The organism is Sphingobium scionense, assembly GCF_014197035.1.
Lineage (GTDB): Bacteria > Pseudomonadota > Alphaproteobacteria > Sphingomonadales > Sphingomonadaceae > Sphingobium > Sphingobium scionense.
In genome coordinates, this window is record NZ_JACIEU010000033.1 from 15,235 (window position 1) to 35,685 (window position 20,451).

Below are 20,451 nucleotides of genomic sequence, written 5' to 3' on the forward strand. Positions count from 1 at the left end.
ATGATCGAACGCATCGTCACCCTTGCGGTCGAGCGCCGCTGGTTCGTCCTGCTGCTCACCGCCATCGCCGCCATCATCGGCGCCGCCTCGCTCTATCGGCTCCCGATCGACGCGGTGCCCGACGTCACCAACAACCAGGTCCAGATCAACGTCCGCGCGCCGGCGCTGTCGCCTGAGCTGATCGAGAAGCAGGTCACCTTCCCCGTCGAGACCGCGCTGGCCGGCATCAAGGGGCTGGAGAGCACAAGGTCGCTGAGCCGCAACGGGTTCGCCCAGGTCACCGCGGTGTTCTCGGATGCGACCGACATCTATTTCGCGCGAGCACAGGTCGCCGAGCGCATCAACGACGCCAAGGAGCGGTTGCCCGACGGAGTCACGCCCGAGATGGGCGCGATCGCGACCGGGCTCGGCGACATCTATATGTGGACCGTCCGCTATCAGGATCGCGGGCACGAGCAACATAAGCCGGGCGAGCCCGGCACCCAGCCCGACGGCAGCTACATCACCCCCGAGGGCGACCGGCTGGTGAGCGAGGCCGACAAGGCGACCTATCTCCACACCGTGCAGGAATGGATCGTGGCGCCGCAGGTCAAGTCGGTCGCCGGGGTCGCAGGGGTGGATTCGCTCGGCGGCTACGACAAGGAATATCTCGTCGTTCCCGACGTGCAGAAACTCGCCGCGCTCAAACTGTCCCTGAGCGAACTCGCCACCGCGCTCGAGGCCAACAACAGCGCAATCGGCGGCGGCATTGTCGATCGCAACGGCGAAGGCCTGGCGGTGCGCGCCGATGCGCGCATCGTTAGCACCGCACAGCTCACCAACACTGTCATTGCCACGCGCGAAGGCACGCCGATCCTGCTCGGGCAGGTTGCTGCGGTGCGGTTAGGCCAGGCGATCCGCCTGGGATCGGCGTCCGAGGCCGGGCATGAAGTGGTCACCGGCACCGCCGTGATGCGGATCGGCGAGAACAGCCGCACCGTCTCGACGGGGGTCGCCGAAAGGCTCGAACGGATCAGCCCGTCGCTGCCGCCGGATATCGTCATCGAGCCGGTGCTCGACCGCACCGACCTCGTCAACGCCACCATCTCGACGGTCGCCCGCAACCTCGCCGAGGGCGCGCTGCTCGTCATCGTCGTGCTGTTCGTGCTGCTCGGCAACTTTCGCGCGGCGCTGGTCGCGGCGGCGGTGATCCCGATCACCATGCTGCTGACCGGGTTCGGCATGCTCCAGGCCGGTGTCTCCGCCAACCTCATGAGTCTCGGCGCGCTCGACTTCGGGCTGATTGTCGATGGCGCGGTGATCATCGTCGAGAATGCGCTCCGGCGCATCGCGGAGCGCCAGCACCATCTCGGCCGGCCGCTCGATCGCGGCGAACGCCTCGCCCTGGTGGCGCAGGCCGCCCGAGAGATGATCCGCCCGTCGGTCTTTGGCCAAGCGATCATCATCCTCGTCTATGTGCCCTTGCTCACCCTCTCGGGCGTCGAGGGCAAGACCTTCGAGCCTATGGCGCTCACCGTCATCATGGCGCTGCTGTTCGCGTTCGTCCTGTCGCTGACATTCGTGCCCGCCGCGATCGCGGTCTGGTTGAGCAAGCCGGTCGAGGAAAAGGAAGGCCGGATCGTCGGCTGGCTGCGTCGTCGCTACGAGCCGGGGCTCGATCAAGCACTGCGGGCGCCGAGGCGCACGTTCGGCGTTGCGCTCGCTGCGCTGGCGCTGGCCGGCGCCGGCTATGCGACGCTCGGCCAGGAGTTCCTGCCGCAGCTCGACGAGGGCAATGTCCTGGTCCAGGCGTTCCGGGTGCCCGGCACCTCGGTCGACCAGAGCCAGAGAATGCAGTTCCAGATCGAGAAGGCGCTGTCCGGCATACCCGAGGTCCGGGTCGTATTCTCGCGCACCGGCACGGCCGAGCTCGCGTCTGATCCGATGCCGCCCAATGCCACCGATACGTTCGTGATGCTCAAGCCCCGTGGCGAGTGGCCCGATCCGGGCGAGACCAAGGCCGATGTCGTCGAGCGCATCGAGCAGCGCCTAGCGCAAGTACCCGGGCACAGTTACGAGATCACCCAGCCGATCCAGATGCGGTTCAACGAACTGATCGCCGGCGTGCGCAGCGATGTCGCGGTCAAGGTGTTCGGCGACGACTTCGCGCAGATGAACGATACCGCCGACAGGATCGCTGCGGTGCTGCGGCGCACGAAAGGCGCTGAGGACGTCAAGGTCGAGCAGACCGAAGGGCTGCCGATGCTCGACATCGCCTTCAACCGCGATGCGGCCGCGCGACTCGGGGTGACCGCCAAGGACGTGCAGGACGTGGTCGCCGCGGCGGTCGGCGGCCGCCCGGCGGGCGTGATCTTCGAGGGCGACCGGAAGTTCCCGATCGTGATCCGCCTCTCAGACACCGAGCGCGCGAATTTCGCGACGCTCGGACAGACTCCGGTGCCGACGCCCTCGGGCGCGTTCGTGCCGCTCGCCAGCGTCGCCGACATCGGCGTCGCCGACGGACCCAACCAGATCAGCCGCGAGAATGGCAAGCGCCGGGTGGTCGTCCAGGCGAATGTCCGCGGCCGCGACGTCGCCGGCGTGGTCGCCGATGCGCAGGCGGCGATCGCGAAGGACGTGCGCCTTCCCGCAGGCATCTGGCTAGAATGGGGCGGTCAGTTCGAGAATCTCGCCTCGGCGCGTGATCGTCTGATGCTCGTCGTGCCCGCCTGCTTCGCGCTGATTCTGCTGCTCCTCTACGGCGCGCTCGGCAGCGCGCGCGACGCCGCGATCGTGTTCACCAGCATACCGCTGGCGCTGGTCGGCGGCGTAGCTGCGCTGATGCTGCGCGGCATGCCGTTCTCGATTTCGGCGGCGGTCGGGTTCATTGCGCTCTCCGGCATCGCGGTGCTCAACGGCCTGGTCATGGTCACCTCGATCCAGGACCTAATGCGGGCCGGCATGGACCGTGCCCGCGCCAGCCGCGAGGGAGCATTGCTCCGCTTGCGACCCGTGGCGATGACCGCGCTGGTCGCCTCCCTGGGGTTCGTGCCGATGGCGCTTGGGCACGGCGCCGGAGCGGAGGTCCAGAAGCCGCTCGCGACCGTGGTGATCGGCGGGCTGATCTCGGCTACCTTGCTGACTCTGTTCGTGCTGCCGACGCTCTACGCCCGATTCGGTCGACGCGAGCTGGCGGCCTCGAACGTAGCGCACGCCGAGGATCTGCTTCCGCGCGATCCGCTGCCCGCTGAATGACGAGGGAAAGTCGGGTAGCCGTCAAACTACAATGACCGGAAGCTAAAGGTGATGGAGGAACTGGTCCGGATCACAGCGCTGCGAGGGTTTCGAGCAGCGGGCAACCGGCATGGCTGCCCGCCTCGCAGGCGGCGACGCTGTCCGTGAGCACGTCCGCCATGCGCTCGAGGTCGGCGATCTTCGCGCGCACATCGCGCAGGTGCGCCTCCGCGAAAGCTTGCGCCTGCGCACATGACGCTGACCCTCCAGCGGCGAGCGTGAGCAAAGCCCGCACCGTTTCGATGGAGAACCCAAGCTCGCGCGCTCGCCGAACGAACGCGAGGCGCCGCACGTCGTCGCGGTCATAGGCACGGTAGCGGCCCCGGCGCTCCGGTACAGGCAACAGGCCAATCCGTTCATAGTAGCGGATCGTTTCGATGTTGCAGCCAGTGCGGCGCGAGAACTCGCCGATCGGGATCCTCTTGGATGCAGTCATGGTCGCGATTAGCACTTGAGTCTGTAGTGACTACAGATGCGCTTAACGCAATGCGCGATGCATTGCTGGACCTGGCTAAAGCTTGCCACGGCAATGAGCGGCCCGAATGTCCGATACTTGCACGTCTGGCTTCCTGAGCTGATCTCACAGGCCAGTAGATCGCTGTGAGCGCAGCGAGCCCACTCACTCGTGCGGAGCGCGTCCTGCCAACTTCGCGAGTCGGCGCGGAAGGTCGGCAGCGATCTTGCGTTGTTGTTGAGGTTGCGCCTTCTTCCATGCCCGACATTCGAGTTTGGATCTGCCGCACCCCCGACACCAGCCGGTCGAGCCGTCGAATCTGCACAAGTCTATGCACGGGGACTTCACGTGGGCACCTTCAATGGCATTCGATCGTCAGGTGCTTCAGTTCATGGACAGGGACGAGCCGGTCACGGATGACACCAGCGTGGATTCCCGCACCGCCGACAACACCGACGATGGCGGCATGGGCTTCGGGGCCGACGCGCCACACATGGAGATCGGCAATACGCACGTCGCCCGGTCCCTCAACGAGATCCTGTATTTCCTCGGCAACGTGATTGTCGGTCGAATCAAGGAGGACTGAAGCGGTATCTCGCATCAGGCTCCAGGACCAGCGAGCGATCACCACAGCTCCGACGATACCCATGACAGGGTCCATCCACACCCAACCAAGATAGCGACCTGCCAGCAGGGCCGCGATCGCCAGCACGGAAGTCAGGGCGTCGGCGAGCACATGCACATAGGCAGAGCGGAGGTTGTTGTCGCCGCCATGGGCATGATGGTCGTGTACATGATCGTCATGACCGTGATGGTGGTGGCTGCCCGACAACAAAAATGCGCTGAGGATGTTCACGCCTAGCCCGATCACTGCAATCAGGGTCGCCTCGCCGAACGCAACCTTGATGGGCTCGAATAGGCGCAGGATTGATTCAACACCGATCCCCAAGGCGATCAGGCCAAGCACCAACGCCGAGGCGAAGCCCGCCAGGTCGCCGACCTTGCCGGTTCCGAAGCTAAACCGCCGGCTCGATGCACGCTGCTTGGCATAGGCATACGCAATCGCCGCGACACCCAGCGCGCCGGCATGGGTCGCCATATGGAAGCCATCGGCCAGGAGTGCCATCGATCCGGTGACATACCCGGCGAATATTTCGCCGGTCATCATCACAGCCGTCAGCACCACCACCCACAACGTCCGGCGTGCATTGTCGTCGTGGGCGGCCCCCAGATACACATGGGCGTGCGTGAAATCGTCAATATCGCGTAAAGTGGTCATTATCTCGGCTCTATTTCGCGTAGCGGCGTATCACCGCGATCAGTTCTTCAGCTCCTGCGGCACGTTCTGCGGCCGTAAGGTCGGGGTCCGCCACATGGTCTCGGACATGCTCTTCTATAATCTCGTCCATCAGCCCATTGATGGCGCCGCGCGTCGCTGCGACGAGATGCAGCGTCGTCGTGCAATCCGCATTGGCCGTCAGCGCTTTTTCGATCGCCGCGACTTGGCCTGCGATGCGGCGGACCCGCTTCAGGAGTTCGTCATTGCCTTCATTCAAATGTCCCATAGGATACCCCCCTACCCTATGTAGCGCGTCGCTACCACCGTAATCGACTTGGATTGGGCTATCAAAATTGCCTGGTGTTCTTCCTACATATCTATCATAGTGGATATATGGAATCAGAGAGAGCTATTACGGCGCTGGGAGCGCTCGCCCAGACAACGAGGCTCGATGCCTTTCGTCTGTTGGTGCGGCATGAGCCGCACGGTCTCGCCGCAGGTGAAATTGCGCGTCAGTTGGGAGTTCCCCAGAACACCATGTCGGTGCATCTCGCGACGCTTGCGCGCGCCGGGCTCATTCGCTCGGAACGGCGCAGCCGCATCATCAACTATCGCGCCGATCTCGACCAGTTGAAGGCGCTTACCCTGTTCCTCCTCAAGGATTGCTGCGGCGGCAAGGCGGAGCTTTGCGAACCGCTGATCGCCGAACTCGTCCCCTGCTGCTGATGGAGCCCATCATGTCCGATCGCATCTTCAATATTCTCTTCCTGTGCACCGGTAACTCGGCCCGCTCGATTCTCGCAGAAAGTGCGTTGAACCAGCTCGGCGACGGGCGCTTCCGCGCCTTTTCGGCCGGCAGCTTTCCCAAGGGTGCGGTCAATCCCGACGCCATCGCGCTGCTCGGCCGGATCGAGTATCCAACCGAGGGCCTGCGCTCGAAGAGCTGGGAGGAGTTTTCCGGAGCCGACGCGCCGGTCATGGATTTCGTGTTCACGGTCTGCGACGACGCCGCCGGCGAGACCTGCCCCATCTGGCCGGGCCATCCGATGACGGCGCACTACGGCATCGAGGATCCAAGTCACGTCCAGGGCACGCCGGTTGAACGCGAGCGGGCATTCGTCACTGCGCTCCGTTACCTCGAAAACCGCATCAAACTCTTCATCGCCCTGCCGTTCGATCGGCTCGACGCCTTGGCATTGCGCACGCATGTCCGCGAGATCGGCCATGGCGAAGGGGCGAGCAGCCGCCGGGGGGATGCCGCTTGATGTCCGTCGATATCGTGATCTACCACAACCCGGAATGCGGCACGTCGCGCAACACGCTGGCGATGATCCGCAATGCGGGGATCGAGCCGCATGTCGTCGAATATCTGAAGACGCCGCCATCGCGGCCGATGCTGGTGTCCCTCATCGAACGCATGGGGATCGGCCCGCGCGCGCTGCTGCGGGAAAAGGGGACGCCCTTCGCGGAGCTTGGCCTGGGTGATTCATCGCTCGGCGACGACCGGATCATCGATGCGATGATGGAGCATCCGATCCTGATCAACCGGCCGATCGTGGTCTCACCGCTCGGGGTGAAGCTCTGCCGCCCTTCCGAAGAAGTCCTCGACTTGCTGCCGAGCGAACAGCGCGGGGCATTCACCAAGGAAGACGGCGAGCGCGTCGTCGATGACAGCGGCCAGCGGGTCGCGTCATGAACGCCACCACTGGTCAAGCGTTGGCGCCGGCGAAGCCGGCGATCAGCACATTCGAACGCTATCTCAGCGTTTGGGTAGCGCTGTGCATCGTCGTCGGCATCGCGCTCGGCTATGCGCTGCCCGGCCTGTTCGCGGTGATCGCATCCGCTGAGGTCGCCAGGGTCAACCTCGTGGTCGCCGTGCTGATCTGGCTCATGATCATCCCCATGCTGCTCAAGATCGATCTCGGCGCGCTCGGATCGGTCAGGCAGCACTGGAAGGGCGTCGGGGTGACGCTGTTCATCAACTGGGCGGTGAAGCCCTTCTCGATGGCGCTGCTCGGCACGCTGTTCCTCGGGTGGCTGTTTCGGCCGCTCCTGCCCGCGGCCGATGTCAGCTCCTATATCGCCGGCCTGATTCTGCTGGCCGCCGCCCCCTGCACCGCGATGGTGTTCGTCTGGTCCAACCTCTGCGACGGCGACCCCACCTATACGCTCAGCCAAGTCGCGCTGAACGACATCATCATGGTGTTCGCTTTTGCGCCCTTGGTGGGCCTGCTGCTCGGCGTCGCGTCCATCACTGTCCCATGGGGCACACTGCTGATCTCGGTGCTGCTCTACATCGTGGTGCCGGTGATCGTCGCGCAACTGATCCGCCGCGCGGTGCTGTCATCGGGCGGGCAGTCAGCCCTTGACCGGCTGCTGGCGCGGCTAGGCCCGGTGTCGCTGGTCGCGCTGCTGACGACGCTCGTCCTGCTGTTCGGCTTCCAAGGGGAGGCGATCATCGCCCATCCGCTGGTCATTGCGCTGATCGCGGTGCCGATCCTTATTCAGGTCTATTTCAACGCCGGGCTTGCCTATTGGCTGAGCCGCCGGTTCGGTGTCGCTTGGTGCGTGGCCGCGCCGGCGGCACTGATCGGCGCCTCAAACTTCTTCGAACTGGCTGTCGCTGCCGCGATCAGTCTGTTCGGGCTCAACTCGGGCGCGGCACTGGCGACCGTGGTGGGCGTCCTGGTCGAGGTTCCGGTCATGCTGTCGGTCGTCAAGATCGTGAAGGCGACCCGGCCCTGGTACGAGCAACGTGTGCCGGAATGATCGCGAGTTTGCTCAATGCAGAGTCGCTATCCGACCTGACGGCCGAACTTGCTGCCGCCGGCCTGCCGACCAGCGATCTTGCCGAACCAGATCGTCGCTTCTTTCGATTCGAGGACGTCGCCGGCATCATTGGCTATGGCGGCATCGAAGGCGATGGGCCTGACCGGCTGCTGCGATCCCTGGTCGTAAAGCCCGAGCGACGTGGCGCAGGTTTGGGCGCTGCCATCCTCGGCGCGATCGAGCAGGCGGCAACCGATAACGGTGTCGCTGCCCTCTATCTGCTGACCACCACGGCTGAACCATTCTTCCGACGGCACGGCTATAAAACCGCCGAGCGCGCCAATGCGCCCGCCGCGATCGCCCGGTCGGCCGAGTTTCGAACGCTCTGCCTGGCGAGCGCGGCCCTTCTCTCCAAACGGATTGCCTGATGTCGCGTCTTCGAACCCTTGCCGACCCCGATTATGTGCCAGCGCTCGATCGCGACGTGGTTCGCCCTGATCTGGCGGCCGGCCTTGGCTCGCTCGACCATCCGCCCCGGATCCTTCTTCTCTACGGTTCGCTCCGTGAGCGTTCATTCAGCCGACTCGCGGTCGAGGAAGCGGCCCGGCTGCTGATCTTTTTCGGTGCGGAAGTGCGTATATTCGATCCCTCCGACCTGCCATTGCCCGATCAAGTGAAGGGCGACGATCATCCAGCCGTCCACGAATTGCGCCAGCACGCCTTGTGGTCCGAAGGCATGGTCTGGTGCAGCCCGGAACGGCACGGCCAGATCACCGGCATCATGAAGGCGCAGATCGACCATCTGCCGCTGGAGTTCGGTGGCATGCGCCCGACCCAGGGTCGGACGCTCGCAGTCATGCAGGTGTCGGGCGGCTCACAGTCGTTCAACGCGGTCAACACGCTACGCCTGCTAGGCCGCTGGATGCGCATGTTCACGATCCCCAACCAGTCGAGCATTGCGATGGCCTGGAAGGAGTTCGACGAAGCCGGCAGGTTGAAGTCGTCGAGCTATTATGACCGCATCGTCGACGTGATGGAGGAACTGGTCCGGTTCACCGTGCTGACCCGTGGCCACGCCGATCAGCTCGTCGATCGTTATTCCGAGCGCAAGTCCGCGGCTGCCAAGCGCGACGCCGCACACGACCTGGCATCACAATCGATCGCCTGACCTAATCCCGACAACCTCCGGATCTAACGCGCTTCCGAAGTGCAAAGCGTTTCCAGCAAGGGACAGCTCACGGTGTCGTCCGCCTCGCAGGCGGCGACGGTGTCGCCGAGCACTTGCTCCATGCGGCGAAGGTCGGCAATTTTCACGCGGACATCCCGCAGATGCTCGCTCGCCAGATCACGCGCCTGCGCACATGAGGCAGCGCCGCCGTCGGCAAGCGCCAGCAGCGCCCGCACCGAGTCGATTGGGAAACCCAGTTCGCGCGCACGTCGCACGAACGACAGGCGCCGCACATCCGACGGTCCATAGGCGCGGTATCGACCACGGCGCAGCGGCACCGGAAGCAGGCTGATGCGCTCATAATAACGGATCGTCTCGATGTTGCAGCCCGTGCGCTGCGACAGTTCGCCAATCGGGATGGTGGTGCGAGATGTCGTCATCTTCAAAATACCGCTTGAGTCTGTAGTAGCTACAGACGCTAGGACAAGATCCAACAGCTCTCAAGGGGTCGCCATGTCTGAACCTTCTGCCACCCCCCGTTCGCCGAAGGGATTGGGAACCGCGTCTCTCACTCTCGGCGGGATCGCAGCCGGTTTCGGCGTCGCGGCGTGCTGCGCCCTGCCAATGCTGCTGGCTTCGGTTGGCATCGGATCGGCATGGCTCGCCGGAATCGCTATGACCGCGCTACCCTATCGCGTGCCGCTGCTCGGGATAGGCGCATTATGCCTGGTTGCAGGCGCCGCACTTCTCATACGTCAGCAAGCCGTCGCTGCCCGCTGCGCACCGGGCGGCCTATGCACCTCTCTCGCCACGCGCCTCATCACGCTTGCCGGCCTGCTGATCGGTGCCGCGCTCCTCTGGCTGGGCTATGCCTATGTCTGACATCACCCCGGAGCTAAGTTCGACGATCACCTGTCCAGAGTGCGGCACGGTGAAGACCGAGCAGATGCCAACGAACGCCTGCCAGTTTTTCTATGATTGTTCGGACTGCAACGCCGTGCTCCGGCCCAAACCCGGCGATTGCTGCGTGTTCTGTTCGTATGGAACCGTTCCTTGTCCACCGATCCAGATCGAAGGCAAGGGCGCAGGCTGTTGCAGCTAGTTTCCGGTGTTGTCGTGGACGATGTTTAATTAGAATAAAGGATCGAAGCGAAGCGGCCTGCACGCAATTTGTGTCGAGGTGGCAGCCAGACACTTCGCTGAGCGTCAGAAGTGGCTGAGTCGATTTCAGGGGTACGCGGTACCCCCGGTCTTGACCGCACGGGGGGGCAATCTGGTCATCCCAGCTTGCCCATCAGCCTTCCAGCCGCGCCCGCCTCAGCGGCGAGATTGCGGTTGTAGGCGAGTGGCATACGCGGGCTCTTCCAGCGTAGCGCGTCCATGATCCCGGCGAGATCTTCGCCGCTCGCGAACAGGTCCTGGTTGAGGCCAACCCGCGTCGAGTGCGCGCTGATTCCCTTGAGCAGCCGGGCAAGATCGTCCGCCGTCAGATCGACCAGCGCGGCACGGTCGAATGCCCGCTGGATCATCGACCGGTAGATCGGGCCAACCGAGGCGGGATGGAGAGCCCCCTCCCCCACATCATACTCGACCCGAGCCGGCACGGCAGGTGTCGACAGTGTTTTGCGCAAATCCCACGTCTCGCGGCCCGAAATGCTGTCGATCTTACGCCCGCGCAGCGCAGCCCGCGCCTTGTAGCGCCGCACATTCACCCGGCGGAACACTGGTCCTGCCTTGATGCCGGCGGCTTCCAGCCACGCCGCGATGGCCCGCACGGTGCGCGGGCTCAGAAACGCGGTCGCCCCCTCCCCCTCCTGATCGCCCTTGCTGCGCGGAATGCTGAGCAGCCGCGCGTCGGGATCGATCGCCTCGACGATATGCTCGACCTCGATCGCCACCAGCTCGGAGGCGCGCAGTCCAGTGTCATACCCTGCCGAGAGTAGCGCACGATCGCGCAGGCCTGGCAGATCTTCAGCGCAGCTCTCAAGCAGCGCTCGCACATTGAGCCCGCGGGGTTCGTCGCGCTCGACATTGCGCACCGGCCCCTTGAAGCGCAGCGGCCGCGCCTGCTTCTGCGCGGTGCCGAGGCGGCGACGGATCGCCTGCAGGCGCAGCTTCACCAGCGACGCCGACGTCGGATCTTTCAGATCGAGCAGCTGATGGATTTTGGCGATCGACGCCTTGTAGCGGCCGAGCGAGGCCGGTTTGCTACCCTTTCCTGCCCGCGCGTCAAGATAATCGGCGACCACTTCGGGCGTCGCCGGCAGCGCGATCCGATGCGTCCGCCGGCACCACGCATCAAACGCCTCGATATCTGATTTCAGCGCGCGGAGGCTGTGGGGCGAGGAGGCCGCCTGGTAGGCGGCGATCAGCGACTCATTGATGACGATGCGCTCGCCCGCGCGCATCTGCACGACCGTCCACGCGAGATCGACAGCGTCGGTCACAGCCGGAAGTGACGTCTCCGACGGAGGCGGCACAGGCAACGGTGTTCCTGCATCCTCGGTCATGGCTACCGCTTCGCCATCTCTAGAATTTCGGCGAGCGTGAAAGGCTCGTGGCCATAGACGCTCGCCAACCCGTTGAAGGCGTCGACGGCGACCTGCTGCAGCACCTCTGTCTCGACCGAGGTCAATGTCGCTTCAAATTGGTAGGACGGCTCAACCGCGGCGAAACCATCCTCACCGAAATCGAACGTCCCAGGCGGCCACCACGAGCCGGCCAGACCGTTGACCCCCAATCGCATATGGATCGGCAGCGCGCCGCCATGATCGAGCGCGAGCGTCGTGTTGCGCTTCAGAAAATCCAGCCAGTGCTGGAAGAAATATCCGGTCGCGAGCGTGATCCGGCTATCCCGATCGAACAGGAATCCGCCCGCAACGCCCCAGAACTCGCCGGTCTTCTCGAACCACTGGGTAACGGCAACGGTCGGCGCAACGCCTTCCTCCTCCGTGCCCGGCCAGTAAATCGCAGTGCCGCCCCGGCTTGTACCAAAGCCGAGTGATCGGGCGTCCGCCATCAGGTCGGGATGCCCCTCACTACTCGCAAGCGACCGCTTCGCATCCGCATTGGCCGTCCATTTGGACGGGATCAGACGCGCGTAGCCCGGGAAGTGATCCTTCCAGCGGTATCTGCTCGATCCATGACTGGGGTGGGTAACGATCTGCGGCTCGGCCCGATCGAACCAGAGATCGGCGTCGCCGGGAAAATGCGGCTGCCAATGCACCGCCTCGGGGAGCGGCGCCGGGAGCTGTTCCAGCGACAGCTTCAGGGCGGCCGCCAGCTGCTTGGCCAGCTCGCCGCGTACGCGGCGCAGCTCGGCGGTATCCGCGCCGACGGGAAGACAGAAGCCGATCGGCCCGCGCCGTCCGCGCATATCGAACGGCAGCTTCTCGAGCGTCGCGCCCTCGAACGCCGTATTCCAGACCTGGATGACGCGGTGCTCGCTCAGTGCCCGGTTGGCATACCCCATCTCGAGCAGGACGTTGGGGTTCGCGCAGGCCTTGCCGCTGGCGGACACCGCGATTGGCGTCACGTCGCCGACGAACACAGCGGCTTCATCGATCTTGCGGAGAATAGTCGCAACAATGTCCGGTGTGCCGGCGACACCCTGCGTGTCGGAGGTCAGGCTCGGCCGATCGGCTTCCTCGACGTCGGCCGCGAGCATCGTGATCGCAGCATCCAGCGCAAAGCGGACAACTTCTCTAGTGACGCGCCCGTCGAGATCGCTCTGCCATGACCAGAAAACCGTCTTTTCCACGCGTGATCGCCCTTCATTTCTCGCGACGCTTCATAGCCGACCTTATAGAGAGGCGTCAAACATGGACATGTGATAACTGCAATATCGCAATAAGCGTTTTCTCGATCTAGCACCATGGAGTGCCGTCAGCAGTCGACCAATCATTGTCATTCAAAGCCGGTTTCCGACTTCCCAAATGCGGACATGTTTTCCCGCTTGCTTCCGGGTCGCCCAATGTCAGAAAAGTCGGACGTTTGGGACTGTCCGGATTTACTCGCCAAGATGGAGAAGCGGTCTTTGATCTTGGCCCTGATCCGCTCATGCCAGTGCTACGTCCCAGCAAGGGAATGGGCGATCATTCGCGAAGGCGTTTGCCGAACCCGATCTTCGAGGACTTTCGGTTCCCTGGCCGACGCCACGTCACGACTTCGCCGGCCCGGTCGGGAATCGCGTTCTACATCTCGATCCAGAGATGATCGATCTGGATCGGAGACAGGCCGGCGAGTCGTTGATGATGGGATCGCAGGAACGCCAGGCGCTGCGCTGCATCGTGGCCTAGCAGCGCCAACTTATCCGTGACCGACCAGTTTTCCACTGTGTCGCCTACGATCGCATCAACCCAGCTATCGAGCTGCTGTTTCCAATGCGGGATGTCGTTGACCTGGACATAGCCGATCATCGCGGCACGGCTATGGCTGCCACCGTGGTGCCCAGCCTTAAAGCGCTGAATCCCACCCGTCGAACTGAACCGGCTGATCAGGTACTCGCGTTCGTCGCGATCCGCCGCTGCGGGCGTGGGCAGGCGCTTGCATTCGATCGGGAGCAAGGTGCGATACTCGGTGTATTCGCGCCCTTCGATCCAGATGATGGCTCCGCTCGGGGCGACGGCAAGGTCGATCGCGCGGCGGCCATCAGCTTCATCAGGCTCCTCGCGCTTGAACTGGATGAAATCCCAGCCTGGCGCGTGGCGAGAGAGACTATTCAGCCGCGAGCAGAGCTGCGCCGTCAGCTTGGTCTCGCCGGTCGCCGCTTCGCGCGCCGGATCATCGCGCCAGCCCGCCAGCGCACCGCCGATGAAACCGACCAGCGCCGACAGCCATTCTCCGGGCTGATGGATACCGACACTCAGCGCTCCCGCCGGTCTACCGCGTTCGCCTTCGTCCGCCAGCACCTCAGAAGCCCTGCGCTCTGAGGTCGGCGAGCACGTCGTCGGCGTCCCGAAGCGCGATGGCTGGCGTCCAAAAACGATGGCGATCGGGCTTCAACAAGAACACGAAGCCGTCGTCGTACAACCGGGTAATCCGCGTGATCGTCAGGCTGGTGCCCCGGCGCTCTTGGAGCAGCGCATCGAGCTTCTGGCGCAGTCCATCCGCGCCGGTCCAATCCACCTCGCCATCACCGAAGACATAGGCCTTGCAGATCGCCCCAGGCCAGCGCTGACCCGGCAGCGCCTTCAGGGCGGTACGCGGATAAACCGCATTGATCTGCCGGGCGAAAACGTCGTCGAATTCGGCAAGGGCTTCGCCCGGCGCGGGCCGCATGACGGCGGCGCCGGCGCCGAGGCGGATGAATTCGCGCTGGTGTTCGACCACATCCGCCGCAACGATCCGCTCGTTCTCGCTGAGGTCGAGGTCATGATCCTCGGGATAGGGCACGGCCAGAACGTCGGCGCTCAGAATGGCGGTGGCGCGCTGCGTGAAGAGCCGAGCGCTGATCCCCGCCACGTAGGCACGCAGAACCGTCGCTTCTCGGAAGAGCCAATCGTTGATCGCGCTCAGCGCACCGAGTTGCTCCGCCGGGGCCGCCAAGCCGACGATCTCGTGCTTGTAGGCGAGGTAGTGGCCGTTCCACACGCCATGGTGCAGATCCTCGTGCTCCTTGATGAGCAGCAAAGGCGGCGTGAAACGCCGCGCGGTCTTGGTGTCCTTGATCGGCTTGTCGGGCACGACGTCGAGAAAGCGCGTATCGAGCCCATCACGCGACAGGTTGCTGGTCGGAAGCAGCGGCTTGCCGACGAGGTGCTCCGCTGGGCGCGAGATGCCCTTCCGGCCGGCGATATAGCCTTCGCCGAAATCCCACTGATGCTTCTGCGCGAAATCCCGCAGAGTCGGATAATCGCGCAAGCGCTGGATCAGGTCGTGGACGCGGCTTCCGCCGAGCAGGTTCGCCCGCCAGATGTCGCGAGACTTCTCCGCGATCGCGTTGCCGAACCAGTGCAGGTCATAATAGTCGATGTCGAAGCCCTGCTCGGCCGTCGCCCGGCCGTTGCGGCGAAACACGGCATGAAGGAGGCGGCTGTCGGCGGTCGGCTGCACCGCCTCGGCAATGACCACGACGACCTTCGGGTCGGCCTCGCCCTTCTTGAAGAGGCCCCGAACCGAGACGAAGTCCAGAATCTCACGGACCGACCAGCGGCTGAAGAAGGACTGACGGAACGTGAGAGCGTGCTGGTTGTAGAGAAAGCCCGCGGGCTCGACCATCGCGAGCACGCCGCCCGGCGAAAGCAGCTCCATCGCCTCGCTGAGAAAGAGATAGGCGAGCTGGTTGTCGGCGAGCGCCCCATGCGCCTTGGTATAGGCGGCATAGCTTCGCCTCGCGCCGTCCGTCGTGAGAGCGGATTCGAACGGCGGATTGCCTACGACGACCGCGACCGGCGCCTGGACCAGGCCGCGCTCTTTGGCCTCGAAGAAGCAGCTCCAGTGGAGCGTGTTGTCGGCGAGCCGCGGAAACAGCTTGACGCTGGAGCGGATCTCTTCGGGCTGGAGAGCGTCGCACAGGCTCAGGCACAGGCTGAACGCGGCCAGTTCGACCGCCCCCTCTTCGAGATCGACACCATGCACGCGCTGGAGCAGCGGACGCAGATCGTCGACATCCGGACGCGCCCAGCCGTTGCGCCAGCGCCAGTGCAGCACCAGCCGCTTGTATGCCTCGACCAGGAAGACGCCCGATCCGCAGGCCGGATCGAGGATGACCCCGTCCCCGGCCATGAGCCGGTCGATACGGTCCCAGCTCAGCGTCTCTTCCAGCATTAGCCGAACCAACGCCGGCGGCGTGTAGATCGAGCTGGCCGCGTCTTTCACGAAGAGCTGGTAGATGTTGCTGATAAGCTCCACCGGCAGGTCGCGGAAGGAGTAGAGGCGCCAGAGGCTGAACTGCCCCGTCGAATCCTCGAAGCCCTCGACCAACCGCGCGTAGCTGGCGAGTTCGGTGCTGTCGGCCAGCGCTGCGCGCTCTGCATCCTTCAGGCGGAACACATGTCCGTTGAACCGCTCTTCGAGCGCTTCGAGCAATGTTATCAACGCCGGACCATTGCCCAGAACCTCGAAAAAGTGGGTGGCGCCAGGCAAGGCGCGAGCGAAGTCGTCCGGCAGAAGGACCGACCGTTCCTCGAGATAGGCGATGAGCAGTGAGAGGATCAGTAATCGCCGCTGCAGCCCGCCATCGAGCAACCTACGCTCGCCCATCTGCCTAGCGAGCTCGCGGACTTCTTCGACCAGTTTACGATGGGCCGATTTCTGAGCCGAAAGCATCAGGCGGCAGGCATCGGGGTCGTCCCAGATGGCGCCATTGCGGATGCGAGCGGCATCCCACCATACGTCCTGCACCGCGATCTCCGCGCCGATCGCCAGCGTGCGGATCGGCCGGCAGATTGGCGTGTCGTCGGGACCGACGAAATCGGGCGCATGCGCGCAGCGGAAGAGCTGAATCTGCCCCGGACCGGCGCGGTAGACGATCGGGACGCCGCTCCAGCTCCACAGCCGCTTGTGCAGCTCAGCGAAAGCCCGATCGTCGGCATGTGCGGCAGCATCGAAAACGAAGGCCTGCGCGACCGATGCGCGACCATGCCGGCCAGCTTCGAAAAATACCGCGCGCGCGCCGTAGCTCGCGGCCTTCTCGATGAAGGCGACTTCCTCGGGGGGCCGCCCCGCCGGAACATAGCCATCGACAGCGACCAGGCCATCGACGGCGGGCAGATCGCCCCCGCGCCCGATCGCGAAAAGCCATTCAGCGCCTTCGAATGCAGCGCCGGGTGTGTGGAGCGTCACATCCGCCTCCTCGGACCGAGGGCGGATGGAAGGGCGAACGGCACCACGATCATTTCTGCCGCTTCTTCTTCGAGAGCGCGAAGCCCTCCTTCAGCAGATCGGTCATCGTGATCCCTTGGGAGACCGCGAAGCCCTTGAACTCTTTCTTGAAGTCGGGACTCACCTTGAAATTGAGCGACTTGTTCTCGCCGTCGCCCCCATGATCCTCGTCGGCCGGATCGGTTCGACTGCTGGCCAAGATACGCCCTCCCACTGCGGCCATGTTCCCTCTCGGCTGCTTCGGTTTGGGCAGAAATACAGATTTCCGCCTTTCTGGCAATCCGGAAAGACGGAATTCCTGAAATCTGGAAAGACAGAAATAAAGAAATCTGGATCGACTCCTCGACTCACGCTGGCTCAGGCGGATTGATGGAAACGGCTAAAAACCGTTGTCAAAACGAGAACACAATAGGAACATTTGGTCAACCTGCGGCTTTGTGGCGCCGAATAGAAAACCGACCCCTATTCGTCCAGACTGGCTCCGGTCGACCAACGCTCGTCGCTCGGTTTCAGGAAATACCCTTCCTCGCAACAGGCCGGCGCCAGGGCGTGGAGCGGCGCCTGTTCGTCAAGCCATTCGCCGATCGCGAACGGATCAATCAGGAGAGGCATGTCCCTGCTCGCGCGGCCGACGATCGCGTTCGCGGCGGTGCGAATGCCAGCGCAGTACATGCCGTCAGGCCCATCAGCGATACGGGCGTTGATCCGTGAGGCGATTTGGCGGCTGCTTACGACCAGCTCCGGACGTCCAAGGTCGGTGCTGCAATGACAGGTTTTGCTGAAACCGGGCATTCGTCTCGCATGACCCTGCCGGACTGAAAAGCGCCCCAATTGAAGAGATGGACCGCGCGCTAGCAGCCGCCGAAAAAGAACGCCTGCCGAAGCGTCGCGACCTGGGCGTTGCGGTGATGCAGGAACGGCTCGGCGACGGCACCACGAAACCTGACGCTGATTGGCGGTCAAACCCGTCCGCACTCCACTAAATTTCGCCGCGAATTGTGCCAAATGTTCTGACGGCGGAACGAATACGAAAGATGGGTATTTTCCTGGAGGCTTCAGTGGGCTTCACAGTAAAATTCGGACAACCGCAAGCAGACTCAGCGCCAGAGCGATCAAGCTGGGGATGATGACCGCCGCACCGCAGACGAAGGCCAGGATGCCGACCCAGTTCCAACCATGTGTACGCGTCATCGGATTTTCCTCGATCGCATTTTCGCCAAATATCGTCCCCATTCACTAACTCGCTACTACCTGGACGGTTTCGGCTCGGTCGCGTCATCTTCGACGCTCGCCATTGGCCTGTCGGCATCGGCATCTATGAAGATGCGTTCTGCCGCGCCATCAAGATCGTCATATTGCCCGCTGCGCATGGACCACAGGAAGGCGCCCAAGCCTACCAAACCCATCACCAGAGCAATCGGCACCAGCCAGACGAGAGCCGTCATGCGGCGCTCCCTGCTGGAACCAGCGCGCGCTCTCGACGAACCGTATTTGGCCTGGGGCCAGTTTGAGAGGGAATGCGCAGAGCATTTGCCACGACTGTGATCGAGGACAGCGACATTGCGACCGCCGCCAGCAAAGGGCTGACATAACCTGCCAAGGCCATCGGCAGCACCACCAGGTTGTATCCGACCGAAAACACGAGATTCTGCCGGACGAGCCTACCGGCAGCGCGGGAAATACGCAGGGCTTGCGGAATAGCCGCGAGATCCTGTCCGAAAAACACGATGTCGGCGGCCGCACGGCCGATATCGGCGGCATTGGATGGCGCCATGGAAACATGCGCGGCCGAAAGAGCCGGCCCGTCGTTCAAGCCATCGCCTACCATCAAGGTTTTGCACTGCTTGCCAGCAAGCGCTTCGAGACGCTGCACTTTTTGCTGAGGCAGGAGGCCGGCGCGAAATTTCGCGATGCCGATCGAGGCCGCGACCGCCGATACCGCTTCAGGGTGGTCACCCGAAAGCAACTCCACATCGAGCCCAAGCTCACTGAGCTGCCGCACCGTGTCTCGTGCGCTGGTTTTCTCGATGTCCGAAAAGCGAAAATGACCTGCCCGTTCGCCATCGACCGAAAAGACCGTGTGGAGGCTACCGACATCGGCATTGGCGCCGCCCAGCGCCCAATCGGGTCGCCCTATCCTGAATATATGGCCGGCGCGGCACGCTTCCAACCCTTTCCCGGGAAGCTCGGAAAAGCTATCCAGAGTGCCGCCCGCACGGCCCTCGCTACTTGCTGCAAGGGCCCGCGCAACAGGGTGGTCGGATCGCGACGCCATGGCCGAGGCGATCTCGCGGTAGCGCTGGTCGATATCGGCTTCGGTCACGCGGAGATCGCCGATGGTCAGCGTGCCTGTCTTGTCGAAAACGACAATATCGATCTCGGCTAGTCGTTCGAGCGCGCTTCCGTCCTTCAGGGCGATTCCGCGTTCGAACAAGCGCTTCGCTGCAACAACTTGTACCATGGGAATGGCGAGTCCCAACGCGCAGGGACAGGTAATGATGAGTACCGAAATCGCGATGGTGAGCGACAGATGCCAGTCACCGGTCGAGAGGAACCATCCCGCAAAGGAAGCTAAGGCCAGCGAATGGATGATCGGCGAATAACAGGCCGCCACGCGATCCGCCAGGCGACGGTAGCGCGCGCGGCCCTGCTCGGCCGCCTCCATCATCAGGACCATTTCCGCGAGAAAGGATTGTGCGCTCGTGCTGGTGACGCGGACTTCCAACGAGCCATCAAGGTTGAGCATGCCGGACAGAAGCTTGCTCCCGGCCATCACGGGCGTCGGCATCGCCTCGCCGGTTACCACTGCGGTGTCGACATCGCCCTCTCCGGCCAGGACGACCCCGTCGAGCGGCACGCGTTCTCCTGGAGCGACGACTATGGCATCGCCCACCGCTACGCTGTCGAGCGCCACAAATGTCCGTGAACCATCCTCGGCGATGACCTTCGCGCCCGCAGGCATCATTTTGGCGAGACCGAGCACCGCGGAACGCGCCTTGTCGCGCATCAGATAGTCAAGCGTTCGTCCGATCAGCAAAAAGAAGATCAGCGTGACGACAGCGTCGAAATAGGCATGCGGGCCGGAATGCAATGTGTCGAAGATGCTCAAGCCGAGCGCGAGAAGAATGCCGATTGAGATGGGCACGTCCATGTTGGTGCGACCTGCACGCAAGGCGGACCATGCCGATTGGAAGAAGATGCGCCCCGAATAGGCTACCGTCGGAAGCGCCAGGAGCGCCGATATCGCATGGAAAAGATGACGCGTACCTGGGTCAGCGCCTGACCATACCGACACTGAGAGCAGCATGATGTTCATCGCCGCAAATCCCGAGACCGCCATGGCGACGATCAGCCTGCGTCTTTCGCGGTCAGGTTGACCCTCGAGATTGCTCAGCAGATTCGCTTCGAAGCCCACTTCGGACAGGGTTTCGAGCAACGGAGGAATAGTAGCCGTTCTTTTCCAGGTGACCGTGGCCCGCCGCGTCGAGAGGTTGACGCGTGCCGACACCACGCCGTCGAGCTGAGCCAGGGCCCGCTCGATTTTTCCCATGCATCCGCCGCAGTGCGCGGTAGGAACCGACAATTGAGTCTGAAGCAGACCATCGTCAAGCACCGTGCTGGCGAGGATGAGCTCGTCGACCGACTGGCGGGTCGATGTCCGTCGCAACGCGACATCGTTCAAAG

General features: G+C 63.6%; 24 protein-coding genes. 10 read left to right on the forward strand and 14 right to left on the reverse strand.

Annotation, left to right across the window (positions count from 1 at the left end; translation table 11 throughout):
- Positions 1 to 3,234, forward strand: coding sequence for an efflux RND transporter permease subunit (locus GGQ90_RS24780; protein ID WP_188084239.1), 3,234 nt, complete (start codon positions 1 to 3; stop codon positions 3,232 to 3,234).
- 70 nt (positions 3,235 to 3,304) lie between these two features.
- On the opposite strand, the gene GGQ90_RS24785 is transcribed toward GGQ90_RS24780, so the two are convergent.
- The 4 genes from GGQ90_RS24785 to GGQ90_RS24800 form a co-directional block, all read right to left on the reverse strand.
- Positions 3,305 to 3,709 (reverse strand): MerR family transcriptional regulator, encoded by a 405-nt coding sequence (locus tag GGQ90_RS24785; RefSeq protein ID WP_188084240.1) that lies wholly within the window; start codon positions 3,707 to 3,709, stop codon positions 3,305 to 3,307.
- Positions 3,710 to 3,892: 183 nt separating this feature from the next.
- The gene (locus GGQ90_RS24790; RefSeq protein ID WP_188084241.1) at positions 3,893 to 4,075 is read right to left on the reverse strand and encodes a DUF1289 domain-containing protein; all 183 of its coding nucleotides are present in this window, start codon (positions 4,073 to 4,075) and stop codon (positions 3,893 to 3,895) included.
- Positions 4,076 to 4,085: 10 nt separating this feature from the next.
- Entirely contained in the window at positions 4,086 to 5,006 is a 921-nt protein-coding gene (gene dmeF / locus GGQ90_RS24795) for a CDF family Co(II)/Ni(II) efflux transporter DmeF (protein ID WP_188084242.1), read from the reverse strand.
- Between the two features lie 10 nt (positions 5,007 to 5,016).
- Positions 5,017 to 5,292 carry a metal/formaldehyde-sensitive transcriptional repressor gene (locus tag GGQ90_RS24800; protein ID WP_188084243.1) on the reverse strand — a complete coding sequence of 92 codons (276 nt, stop codon included), beginning with the start codon at positions 5,290 to 5,292 and terminating at the stop codon, positions 5,017 to 5,019.
- A gap of 107 nt (positions 5,293 to 5,399) precedes the next feature.
- On the opposite strand from GGQ90_RS24800, the gene GGQ90_RS24805 reads away from it, so the two are divergent.
- The 6 genes from GGQ90_RS24805 to arsH are packed head-to-tail and all read left to right on the forward strand — an operon-like array spanning position 5,400 to position 8,943.
- The gene (locus tag GGQ90_RS24805; protein WP_188084244.1) at positions 5,400 to 5,732 is read left to right on the forward strand and encodes an ArsR/SmtB family transcription factor; all 333 of its coding nucleotides are present in this window, start codon (positions 5,400 to 5,402) and stop codon (positions 5,730 to 5,732) included.
- Positions 5,733 to 5,743: 11 nt separating this feature from the next.
- Complete coding sequence (locus tag GGQ90_RS24810; RefSeq protein ID WP_188084245.1) at positions 5,744 to 6,271, forward strand: arsenate reductase ArsC; 528 nt, start codon at positions 5,744 to 5,746, stop codon at positions 6,269 to 6,271.
- Entirely contained in the window at positions 6,271 to 6,702 is a 432-nt protein-coding gene (arsC, locus tag GGQ90_RS24815; RefSeq protein ID WP_188084246.1) for an arsenate reductase (glutaredoxin), read from the forward strand. Before GGQ90_RS24810 ends, arsC begins: the two co-directional genes overlap by 1 nt.
- Positions 6,699 to 7,775: an ACR3 family arsenite efflux transporter gene (gene arsB / locus GGQ90_RS24820; protein WP_188084247.1), complete on the forward strand. Its 1,077-nt coding sequence runs from the start codon at positions 6,699 to 6,701 to the stop codon at positions 7,773 to 7,775. Before arsC ends, arsB begins: the two co-directional genes overlap by 4 nt.
- On the forward strand, positions 7,772 to 8,203 hold the full coding sequence (arsN2, locus tag GGQ90_RS24825; RefSeq protein WP_188084248.1) for an arsenic resistance N-acetyltransferase ArsN2: 432 nt from the start codon (positions 7,772 to 7,774) through the stop codon (positions 8,201 to 8,203). The genes arsB and arsN2 overlap by 4 nt, the downstream gene beginning before the upstream one ends.
- Entirely contained in the window at positions 8,203 to 8,943 is a 741-nt protein-coding gene (arsH, locus tag GGQ90_RS24830) for an arsenical resistance protein ArsH (RefSeq protein WP_188084249.1), read from the forward strand. Before arsN2 ends, arsH begins: the two co-directional genes overlap by 1 nt.
- Before the next feature lie 23 nt (positions 8,944 to 8,966).
- On the opposite strand, the gene GGQ90_RS24835 is transcribed toward arsH, so the two are convergent.
- Positions 8,967 to 9,383, reverse strand: a complete 417-nt coding sequence (locus GGQ90_RS24835) for a MerR family transcriptional regulator (protein ID WP_188084250.1) — start codon at positions 9,381 to 9,383, stop codon at positions 8,967 to 8,969.
- A gap of 73 nt (positions 9,384 to 9,456) precedes the next feature.
- Here GGQ90_RS24835 and GGQ90_RS24840 point away from each other — a divergent pair, with 73 nt between their 5' ends.
- Together GGQ90_RS24840 and GGQ90_RS29745 are read left to right on the forward strand one after the other, a co-directional pair.
- Complete coding sequence (locus tag GGQ90_RS24840; RefSeq protein ID WP_188084251.1) at positions 9,457 to 9,825, forward strand: mercuric reductase; 369 nt, start codon at positions 9,457 to 9,459, stop codon at positions 9,823 to 9,825.
- Positions 9,818 to 10,045 carry a GDCCVxC domain-containing (seleno)protein gene (locus GGQ90_RS29745; RefSeq protein WP_281391464.1) on the forward strand — a complete coding sequence of 76 codons (228 nt, stop codon included), beginning with the start codon at positions 9,818 to 9,820 and terminating at the stop codon, positions 10,043 to 10,045. Before GGQ90_RS24840 ends, GGQ90_RS29745 begins: the two co-directional genes overlap by 8 nt.
- Positions 10,046 to 10,220: 175 nt before the next feature.
- On the opposite strand, the gene GGQ90_RS24845 is transcribed toward GGQ90_RS29745, so the two are convergent.
- The 6 genes from GGQ90_RS24845 to GGQ90_RS24870 form a co-directional block, all read right to left on the reverse strand.
- The gene (locus tag GGQ90_RS24845; protein WP_188084252.1) at positions 10,221 to 11,453 is read right to left on the reverse strand and encodes a tyrosine-type recombinase/integrase; all 1,233 of its coding nucleotides are present in this window, start codon (positions 11,451 to 11,453) and stop codon (positions 10,221 to 10,223) included.
- 2 nt (positions 11,454 to 11,455) lie between these two features.
- The gene (locus GGQ90_RS24850; protein WP_188084253.1) at positions 11,456 to 12,703 is read right to left on the reverse strand and encodes a hypothetical protein; all 1,248 of its coding nucleotides are present in this window, start codon (positions 12,701 to 12,703) and stop codon (positions 11,456 to 11,458) included.
- Between the two features lie 433 nt (positions 12,704 to 13,136).
- On the reverse strand, positions 13,137 to 13,853 hold the full coding sequence (locus GGQ90_RS24855) for a hypothetical protein (protein ID WP_062788366.1): 717 nt from the start codon (positions 13,851 to 13,853) through the stop codon (positions 13,137 to 13,139).
- Position 13,854: 1 nt separating this feature from the next.
- Positions 13,855 to 16,728, reverse strand: coding sequence for an Eco57I restriction-modification methylase domain-containing protein (locus GGQ90_RS29485; protein WP_223178439.1), 2,874 nt, complete (start codon positions 16,726 to 16,728; stop codon positions 13,855 to 13,857).
- 49 nt (positions 16,729 to 16,777) lie between these two features.
- Positions 16,778 to 16,966 (reverse strand): hypothetical protein, encoded by a 189-nt coding sequence (locus GGQ90_RS24865; protein ID WP_062788381.1) that lies wholly within the window; start codon positions 16,964 to 16,966, stop codon positions 16,778 to 16,780.
- 263 nt (positions 16,967 to 17,229) lie between these two features.
- Positions 17,230 to 17,559, reverse strand: coding sequence for a hypothetical protein (locus GGQ90_RS24870; RefSeq protein WP_188084254.1), 330 nt, complete (start codon positions 17,557 to 17,559; stop codon positions 17,230 to 17,232).
- 47 nt (positions 17,560 to 17,606) lie between these two features.
- Here GGQ90_RS24870 and GGQ90_RS29120 point away from each other — a divergent pair, with 47 nt between their 5' ends.
- Positions 17,607 to 17,750 (forward strand): hypothetical protein, encoded by a 144-nt coding sequence (locus tag GGQ90_RS29120; RefSeq protein ID WP_223178440.1) that lies wholly within the window; start codon positions 17,607 to 17,609, stop codon positions 17,748 to 17,750.
- Between the two features lie 82 nt (positions 17,751 to 17,832).
- Here GGQ90_RS29120 and GGQ90_RS29750 read toward each other — a convergent pair whose 3' ends face one another.
- Genes GGQ90_RS29750 through GGQ90_RS24880 form a run of 3 tightly spaced genes read right to left on the reverse strand, consistent with a single transcriptional unit; the run spans position 17,833 to position 20,449 of the window.
- On the reverse strand, positions 17,833 to 17,958 hold the full coding sequence (locus tag GGQ90_RS29750; protein ID WP_281391465.1) for a hypothetical protein: 126 nt from the start codon (positions 17,956 to 17,958) through the stop codon (positions 17,833 to 17,835).
- Between the two features lie 56 nt (positions 17,959 to 18,014).
- A complete protein-coding gene (gene ccoS, locus GGQ90_RS24875; protein WP_188084255.1) occupies positions 18,015 to 18,212 on the reverse strand; it encodes a cbb3-type cytochrome oxidase assembly protein CcoS in 198 nt (65 codons plus the stop codon).
- The gene (locus GGQ90_RS24880) at positions 18,209 to 20,449 is read right to left on the reverse strand and encodes a heavy metal translocating P-type ATPase (RefSeq protein ID WP_246428432.1); all 2,241 of its coding nucleotides are present in this window, start codon (positions 20,447 to 20,449) and stop codon (positions 18,209 to 18,211) included. Before GGQ90_RS24880 ends, ccoS begins: the two co-directional genes overlap by 4 nt.
- Positions 20,450 to 20,451 lie beyond the last annotated feature (2 nt).